We start from the raw sequence: 7,602 nt of genomic DNA on the forward strand, positions 1-7,602 counted from the left end.
AACACCAGAAAGAGCGCGTAAAGTGCCTTTGTCGTTGCTGTGTCCTTCATCTTTTCAACGAAGATGAAAGCCTCCCCCAGGGCTATACCCGCAAGAAGTATAACTGCACCGGAGGCCTGGAATGAAAACCTGATTGCCTGCTTGAAGAGGTAGATAACACCAAGGTAGTAAAATACCGGCATGAAGTCCTTGTAGAGCTCGTAGCTACCCTCCTTAACGTGCCTGTAGAACCTCCAGAGGAGGATAACAAGGCCAGCAACGGATAGAAGGAAGATTATGCTATCGCCCTTTACCACGACACCGTTCCGATAGACGGGCTTGAGGCTGAACGTCTTTATTAGCTGGCTCCAGCTGATGCCCTGAAGTTCAGCAACCGTCTGATAGAGCGGCGTCGAGCGGGTCGCCGCTTTGAGAAAGTTGAAGAGGTCCTTTCCAAAGTAGGCGTATATCGCGAGGAATCCAGCTATTGAAACCCCAATAACGGTCCCGAGTCTGTGGGCAACGTCGGAGTAGTTGAGGCCAACCCTCTCGCCGTAGAGCATTATCAATGTGAGAACAACTATCGCGGCTAAAACTTCCAGAGAGAACACAAGGAAGCTTCCAATCCCAACAAATCTAATGTAGACGCCAAAGAGCCCTAGGAGTATTGAAAGGCCTAGGATTGGGTAGTACTCAAATACGAAGCGTCTGAGCTCTTCCATCCTTCCGATTGCGAAGAAGACGACGGGAACTATTGCGCCAGTCGCAAGGAAAATCATGACTCCCAGGGGACTGCCCGTCCATACACCCATGTAAATCGGGCTGAGTATTAGGAAAGCCACCGCACCGGCTATTTTCTTCCAGTTCCACTCCTTTTCGTCGAGGTAAACCAGCAGGGAGTAGAAAGCGAACAGGAAGAACATCATGAATGGTCCTTCACCACGGTTGTTTCCGGAGTAGGTTTTCGTTATGGCCCCGTAGAAGCCCATCATTAAGCTGGCTCCCCAGAACCCGGCCCAGTTGGAGTGTAGCTTCCTGCCGACGAGGAAGACGGCTATGACTATCATAGCACCGACAAAAGGTGGCCAGACCTTGAAGGCTTGAAGCCCGCTCCAGCCAAAGAGGGCGTGGGTTATCTTGTAGAAGAGTGCCTGCATCGTGTAGAGTCCGAGGTAACCGCTTGCCTTTATGCCCATAGGAGGCTCGGCATAGGCGTAATACTTTGGAATCCACTCGTGGATTGCCAGCTTGTACATCTCGAAGTGGAAGAATGTATCAGGGTCAAGGAACGTTTTGTAGCTTGAGGTGACAGCCCTTATCTTGTAACCGATGTATGCAAAAAGGAGAACTATTGCCGGCAGTCCGTACTCCCTGAAGAGGATGTAAACTTTTGAGATGTCTGTTCCTGTCTTATTTTTCTTCTTCCTCTTTTCCTTAACATCCGTCTTCATTACCCTCACCTCATTCAACGGTGACCGACTTTGCCAGATTTCTCGGCTTGTCGGGGTCGTTGCCCCTCAACACGGCGAGATGGTACGCGAGAAGCTGGAGGGGAACTATATAGGGGATGGGAGTGAGTATTTCATCAAGTTCAGGCATTTTGAGGAACACATCCGAGACCTCCCTCAGCCTCTCGGAGGAGCCAAGACTTATGATGTATGCCCCTCTCGCCTTCGCCTCCTCTATGTTGCCCAGCATTTTGTCGAATGTCTTTCCGTTTGGCGCTATCGCCACAACCGGAACGCCGTCTTCAATCAACGCCAGGGGACCGTGCTTCAGCTCGCCAGCGCTTAAACCTTCGGCGTGGATGTAACTTATCTCCTTGAGCTTCAGGGCACCTTCCAAAGCTGTTGGAACGCCTATACCCCTACCGATGTAGAAGAAGTCACTCTTCTCCTTGAGGTTCTCGGCGAGCTCCCTAAGAGGTCCGTTGAGGTTCAGAACCTCCTCGGCAAGGTCGGGAATCTTCCTGAGGAACTCCTCAAGCTTCGCTAGGTATTCCCCATCGACAGTTCCGAGGACCCTCGCGAGTTCGATGGAGAGCATGGTCAAAACGGCAAGCTGTGTTGTGTAGGTTTTGGTCGCGGCGACTCCGATTTCTGGCCCTGCGTGGGTGTAGAGGGTTAAATCCGCTATCCTCGTCGCCATGCTCCCGACCACGTTGACTATCGCAAGAACCTTAGCCCCCTTCCTCTTGGCCAGCTTCATTGCAGCAAGCGTGTCGGCAGTTTCACCGCTCTGGGTTATCGCTATGACGAGGGAGTTCTCATCAATAAGGTCCTCGAACTCGTAACGGAACTCACTTGCATCTTCAACTATTGGAACCTTCTTGGCGAGCCTCTGGAGGAGGTATTTGCCCACGAGACCAGCATGATAGGAAGTCCCCATCGCGACAATGAAGATTTTATCATAGTTAGCTATCTCCCCCGCAACCTCGCGGATTACCTTTGCGTTGCCGTGGATAGCGTCCCTTAAAACTCTTGGCTGTTCGAATATCTCCTTGAGCATGAAGTGCGGGAAGCCGGACTTCTCGGCCATCTCAAGGGTCCAGTTTATCGTCTTGACGTCTTTCTGAACTTCTTCCCCTGTTTCAAGCCTCTTCACGACCCAGGAGTCTTTCGTAACGACGGCATACTCCATGTCGTCGAGGAAGACAACCCTGTTTGTGTACTCAAGAAATGCCGGGACGTCACTGGCCGCGAAGTTCTCCCTATCTCCGATTCCGAGAACGAGGGGGCTCTCGTTCCTGACGAAGTAGAGCCTATCGGGTTCCTCCGTGTAGATTACACCGAGGGCGAAGGAACCTTTAAGCCTGAGAAGAGCTTTCCTGAGGGCTTCTTCAAAGTTCTCGCTCGACTTGAGCTCCTCCTCAATGAGGTGGGCTATAACTTCGGTGTCGGTGTCGCTCTCAAAGGTGTGGCCCTTTTGGAGCAACTCCTTCTTCAGCTCCGCGAAGTTCTCGATTATGCCGTTGTGGACGAGTGCTATCCTTCCTGTGCAGTCCTTCTGGGGGTGAGCGTTGATGTCGTTTGGAACACCGTGGGTCGCCCAGCGGGTGTGGCCGACACCCCTTTTGCCGGGCATGTCAAGGATTTTGAGCCTTTTAACGACTTCATCAACACTTCCGGCACCCTTTTTGATGTAAAGCTTTCCGTTTTCCTCGGTTACAACGCCAACGGAATCGTAACCTCGATACTCGAGCCTTTTCAGGCCTTTAACGATGACTTCACATGCCCTTCTCTCGCCTATGTAGCCTATGATTCCACACATGGGCACCTCACCCGACTTACTCTTTTCCCCGATAAACTCAGGAAGTTAAAAGCTTTCCTAAGAAAGTTGAACCATCAGAAAAGCCTTTATATTCGGTTTTCAATCTTTAACTAGGTGAACCGATGGACAGGAAGCTCGACGAGTTCCTCAGGAACACGAAGCCCAAGGTAAAGTCCAACGAAAAGCCGAAAAGGAAGAAAAAGCGCCTCAAATCAACGAGTCTCGACTACTTTTTACCCGAAGAGCACGTGAACTACTTCAAACAGCTCAGAATCGGTTCCAAGAGGATTAAAAACGCGAAGATAGAGGAGCTATAGTCCCTCCGCGATAATAGCTTTCTCACCGACCTTGAAGACGAAGGCCCTCTTCTCTCCCTTCAGGTTCGTCTCTATGCGCCTCCTGATTTTCCAGTAGTCCTCCTGTGGGACGCTTACCTTGAGGGTCGCCCTTCCGTAGCCCTCTCTCCTGAGGAAGTCGTTTATCCGCACCGGGTGGAAGGGCAGGACGGCAACTACCGAGTAGGTTCTCTTCAGGTAGGGACTTTTAACCGGCTCGTCTCCGGTAGCTAAAACGCGTCTCTTCTCCCTTAGGAGCATCTTGGCTTTAACGGGAAGTTCGTGGAAGAGTTCGTTGAGCAAATCCGCGTAGTCTATTGCCTGCGGTATCTCGTAGAGGTATTCGCCGGGCTCTTCAGTCCATTCAACGATGTCCTCAAGGTCAGGGTTGCTCTCCAGCCTGACCCCCACCGGAAGGATTACAGCGCTTCTCTCGGCCCTCGCGAGGGTCTCGGTGTAGAAGGTTAGCCTGTTTAGGTGCCCGTGCAGGTCAATGTACTCGAACTCCCCTTTCCAGGGAACCCTCTCGCGCCTCATCTGTGGTGGAAGGTCGAAGATAAATGCGTCGGTCTTTGAGCTGTAAGCCCTGTAAACCTCAAGCGGGCTCGGAAGGAGGTCTTCAAGCCTTCTCTCCGGCATCTCAGGAGGTCTAGCAGGGTCGGAGAATATTACCTCTGCGTCGATTCTCCTCACGGTCTCCTCCCTGAGGGAATCGGCGTTGATGAACTCGATGTTCGAAACCCCGTACTTCTCGGCGTTTCTCCTCGCGAACTCTATCTTAAGCGGGTCTATGTCAATGCCATAGGCCCTCTCAACCCTCATCGCGTAGAAGATGAGCTGTATTCCTATTCCGCAGGAAACGTCGGCGATACTCTTCACTCCAAACTTCCTGAGGCGTCCGGCGCGGTATTTAGCCACAACCTCGTGTGTTGCGTAGCGCAGGCCCTCAAGGTCCATCCACAGGTCGTCGCGCGAGAACTTATCCCTAGCCTTAATCCTTGCCCTCGCTATCTCAACTATGGCCTCCCAGTTCTTACCGAGTCTCGCGCGGAGTTTCTTCTCATCGAAACCGCGCCTGATGAGCTCCATCCCTTCCCTGATTTTCTCCTCGGTGATTCCCTCCAGCATGTTCTCGCCTAAGGAGAGAGACTTAAAAACGTTGTCCGCTTAGTTTGAGCGGTGTTGAAAATGGACTGGAAAAGGGTCGCTTTTGCTTTAATCGTCGCTCTTACAATGATTGGAACCGTGTGGTTCGCCTATCACTTCGCTTCTCAGGAGAGCCTGAACGACTACATAGGCGATGAAGTCTGGTACGTTCCGGCAAGCAGAAACGTCCTCCACCTCCTCGGTGTTAACGTAACTTATGAACACAACGGGAGCTACGGCGTTAACGTAATCTTTACCAACGAGAGCGACAAGCTCAAGTATCTCAGCACCGCAGATGCCATAGCGGCCTTCAACGGCGTGAGGCTCAGAATAGAGTACTACAACTTCCCCGGGGTCTACTACGAAATTCCAAAGGGTAAATACCGGAGTTTTCTCAACGAGCTCGCCCTCCAGGTACCCGGAGGTGCCTATTACGTCGTCCCGGGATTTAGATATCCGGACAAAGAGGGCATTCAGGACTACCTCAACACGGAGCATCCCTTTCTCGGGAAGGATATCATAATGACGAGCATGGTTCTTTTGGGAGACAAGCCTATTTACTGGCGCCTTCCAGGTATAATTGAGTTCGCTTTAATTGAGCTCTTCGTCGTTCTTGCGACGTACAGGATAAGCAGGAGCTACCTAGCATCGCTCATAGCACTGGCCTTCGTGGTCGCTGACCCGACGCTTCAGGCAACGTCGATAGCGGCGATGCTCGACATTCACGTGGCGTTTTTCGTCGCCCTGTTCGTTCTGACCCTGGTCTACGAGAGGGAACTGGGTTCGGCTGTGGCGATAGGTTTTGCCGGAGCGACAAAGCTGAGCGGTGCCTTCGGCTGGCCGGTGCTACTCTACAGAGCCCTAAAAAGGGAGAACTCGTTCATCAAGTTCTTCTCCATAGTGGTTATAATCCCGGGGATTGCATTCCTCATCCCGGAGATTACGATTATTAAGGCGATAGGCTTCATTCCATGGCTGGAACAGTTCCTCGGGAGTTTCAAATGGCATCTGAGCTACAAGGGGCCGAACCCCAACACCTCGCCCTTCTGGCAGTGGTTCGTCAACTACAGGGCCTTTCCGTTCCACTTCAACCCCAACGTCTTCGCAAGCACAGACCCCGTTCTGCTCCTCGGAATGGTTGTCTTAATCCTCGCAATGCCCTGGCTCCACAGGAGAAAGCCCGGAATACTTGCACCGTTCATGGTCTTCTGGAGCACAATCGGCTTTTTTGCCCTCCAGTACGTTCTCGGAGGAAAAACGCAGTTCAGCTTCTATGCGACGGTTTTGGTTCCACCGGCGGCTGTGGTTATGGGCGTGGCACTCAACGAGCTCCTCAAGTGGGAGGCCTTCAGAGAGTCCTTAAGGCTTTACTGGTCGTGGATTATAGAGCTGAAGGAGACAGTGAAGGCGAGGATTGGCCGTTAGTGGTCTTTGATTTTTTGTTTATTACATATTGGGTGGGATTTATGATGAATGACGGAAAGAAAAGGCCTGACAGGGATTTAGGGGCTTCTAAAGGCTTGCCTCCACCGGATGAAGTTGTTAATTTGGTCATCCTTTTAAAAACTCATCCAAACTAGCCTGTCCCCTCCGCTTCTTCTCCTTTGCAAGTTTCTCCGCAATCTTCCTCAGCGTCTTCCAATTCCTCCTCACAATCGGCGGGAAATCGCCGTGTTGCCTGTAATACGTCTCCAGAAAGGCCCTCGTCCTAGGGTCGCTCGGATAACCACTCCCGATTTCACCGTATTCCTCCTTCAACTTTTCGATTTCTCTGTCCCTTGTAACCTTCGCCACTATAGAAGAGGCCGAGACAACAGGAAAAAGCGCATCGGCACGGTGCTTCGATATAATCTCGGCTTTAAAGTTCAGTCTTGCCTCTAGCTCGCGGGCAAAGCGCTTCTCATCAACGTCCGCGGCGTCGGCGTATATGACGTCGGGCTTAATCTTTAGGGAGTTCAAAGCCCTGGCGAAGTTCTCAACCTCGAACTCGTTGAGCGTTCCCTCTCTGGAGCTTATCTCCTCCGGCGAGAGAACTAAAACGGTGTAGTCATCCGCCAGGCCTAAAATCTTATCAAAGAGCCTCTCCCTCCTTTTGGGGGTCAGCTTTTTTGAGTCCTTGACGCCGAGTTCTTCAAGCTTTGGGATTTTTCTTTCATCAACGACAACCGTCGCTATCACCATCGGCCCTATAACCGGCCCCCTGCCGGCCTCGTCTATTCCGGCTATTTTTCTTCCCAAGGTTTCACCTCCTGAAGAGGAGCGCGCCATAGATTACGCCGAGCATTATCGTCGCTATACCACTTGGGGGGATTGCCGTGTAATAAGCTAATACTATCGAGGATAGCTGAATCACTAGCGTTAGCGCTAAGCTAACCGCCAGCACTTTTCTCAAATCTGAGCTCACCATGAGGGCTATCGCTCCCGGGAGGACGGCTACAACTTGAAGGGTTATCAAACCGACTGTCTGGACTATAAGAGCGCCTATGGCACCTACAAGGACGTAGAGAATCATGAGGTAAGCCCTCGCGTTTCCACCGTAGCTCTCCATTCCCTCTGGGTCGAAGCTTAGGTAGAGGAAGTCACGGTAGAGGAAGAGAAGAATGAAGAAGATTACGGCACCGCCGAGGATTAGAACCGCGAGGTTGTTCATCGTTATGAGGAATATATCACCCGTAAGGTAGGAAACGATGTTCTCAGTCAGTGGGAAGTAGGGCCTACTCGCCATAACCTTGTAGAGTACTCCAAAGCCGAGAACCGTTAGGCCGGCCACAAAGCTCGCCACTATTCCGACTGCCGAATCAGGTGTAAAGCCGAGCTTTTCAAGCTGGGCGATGATTAGAACGATTGCAATCGTGACGATGAGCGCCACGAG

General features: G+C 51.8%; 6 protein-coding genes and 1 pseudogene. 2 read left to right on the plus strand and 5 right to left on the minus strand.

The annotated features are described in order from the left end of the window. A pseudogene (locus tag F7B33_RS08310) lies at positions 1 to 1,430 on the minus strand (peptide transporter); the annotation flags it as partial. 10 nt (positions 1,431 to 1,440) lie between these two features. Beyond that, positions 1,441 to 3,249, minus strand: a complete 1,809-nt coding sequence (glmS, locus tag F7B33_RS08315; protein ID WP_297074108.1) for a glutamine--fructose-6-phosphate transaminase (isomerizing) — start codon at positions 3,247 to 3,249, stop codon at positions 1,441 to 1,443. 122 nt (positions 3,250 to 3,371) lie between these two features. On the opposite strand from glmS, the gene F7B33_RS08320 reads away from it, so the two are divergent. After that, positions 3,372 to 3,566, plus strand: a complete 195-nt coding sequence (locus F7B33_RS08320) for a PCNA-inhibitor (protein ID WP_297074110.1) — start codon at positions 3,372 to 3,374, stop codon at positions 3,564 to 3,566. On the opposite strand, the gene F7B33_RS08325 is transcribed toward F7B33_RS08320, so the two are convergent. After that, positions 3,561 to 4,712, minus strand: a complete 1,152-nt coding sequence (locus F7B33_RS08325; protein WP_297074111.1) for a methyltransferase domain-containing protein — start codon at positions 4,710 to 4,712, stop codon at positions 3,561 to 3,563. The genes F7B33_RS08320 and F7B33_RS08325 overlap by 6 nt on opposite strands. A 60-nt stretch (positions 4,713 to 4,772) precedes the next feature. Between F7B33_RS08325 and F7B33_RS08330 the strand changes: the two genes are divergently transcribed. Then, the gene (locus F7B33_RS08330; RefSeq protein WP_297066214.1) at positions 4,773 to 6,155 is read left to right on the plus strand and encodes a dolichyl-phosphate-mannose--protein mannosyltransferase; all 1,383 of its coding nucleotides are present in this window, start codon (positions 4,773 to 4,775) and stop codon (positions 6,153 to 6,155) included. Between the two features lie 126 nt (positions 6,156 to 6,281). Here the strand turns inward: F7B33_RS08330 and rnhB are convergent, their stop codons facing one another. Both rnhB and F7B33_RS08340 read right to left on the minus strand, forming a co-directional pair. Next, positions 6,282 to 6,998 (minus strand): ribonuclease HII, encoded by a 717-nt coding sequence (gene rnhB / locus F7B33_RS08335; RefSeq protein WP_297074113.1) that lies wholly within the window; start codon positions 6,996 to 6,998, stop codon positions 6,282 to 6,284. Continuing rightward, on the minus strand, positions 6,973 to 7,602 hold a 630-nt coding region (locus F7B33_RS08340), incomplete at its 5' end, for a metal ABC transporter permease (RefSeq protein WP_297074114.1). The genes rnhB and F7B33_RS08340, both read right to left, overlap by 26 nt.

Source organism: Thermococcus sp., assembly GCF_015523185.1.
In the GTDB taxonomy this organism is placed as follows: Archaea; Methanobacteriota_B; Thermococci; order Thermococcales; family Thermococcaceae; genus Thermococcus.

Excerpts from the sequence above, each read along its gene's own strand:
- rnhB (WP_297074113.1), bottom strand. The coding sequence starts at position 6,998 with ATGGCGCGCTCCTCTTCAGGAGGTGAAACCTTGGGAAGAAAAATAGCC.
- F7B33_RS08330 (WP_297066214.1), top strand. The coding sequence starts at position 4,773 with ATGGACTGGAAAAGGGTCGCTTTTGCTTTAATCGTCGCTCTTACAATG.
- glmS (WP_297074108.1), bottom strand. The coding sequence starts at position 3,249 with ATGTGTGGAATCATAGGCTACATAGGCGAGAGAAGGGCATGTGAAGTC.
- F7B33_RS08325 (WP_297074111.1), bottom strand. The coding sequence starts at position 4,712 with ATGCTGGAGGGAATCACCGAGGAGAAAATCAGGGAAGGGATGGAGCTC.
- F7B33_RS08320 (WP_297074110.1), top strand. The coding sequence starts at position 3,372 with ATGGACAGGAAGCTCGACGAGTTCCTCAGGAACACGAAGCCCAAGGTA.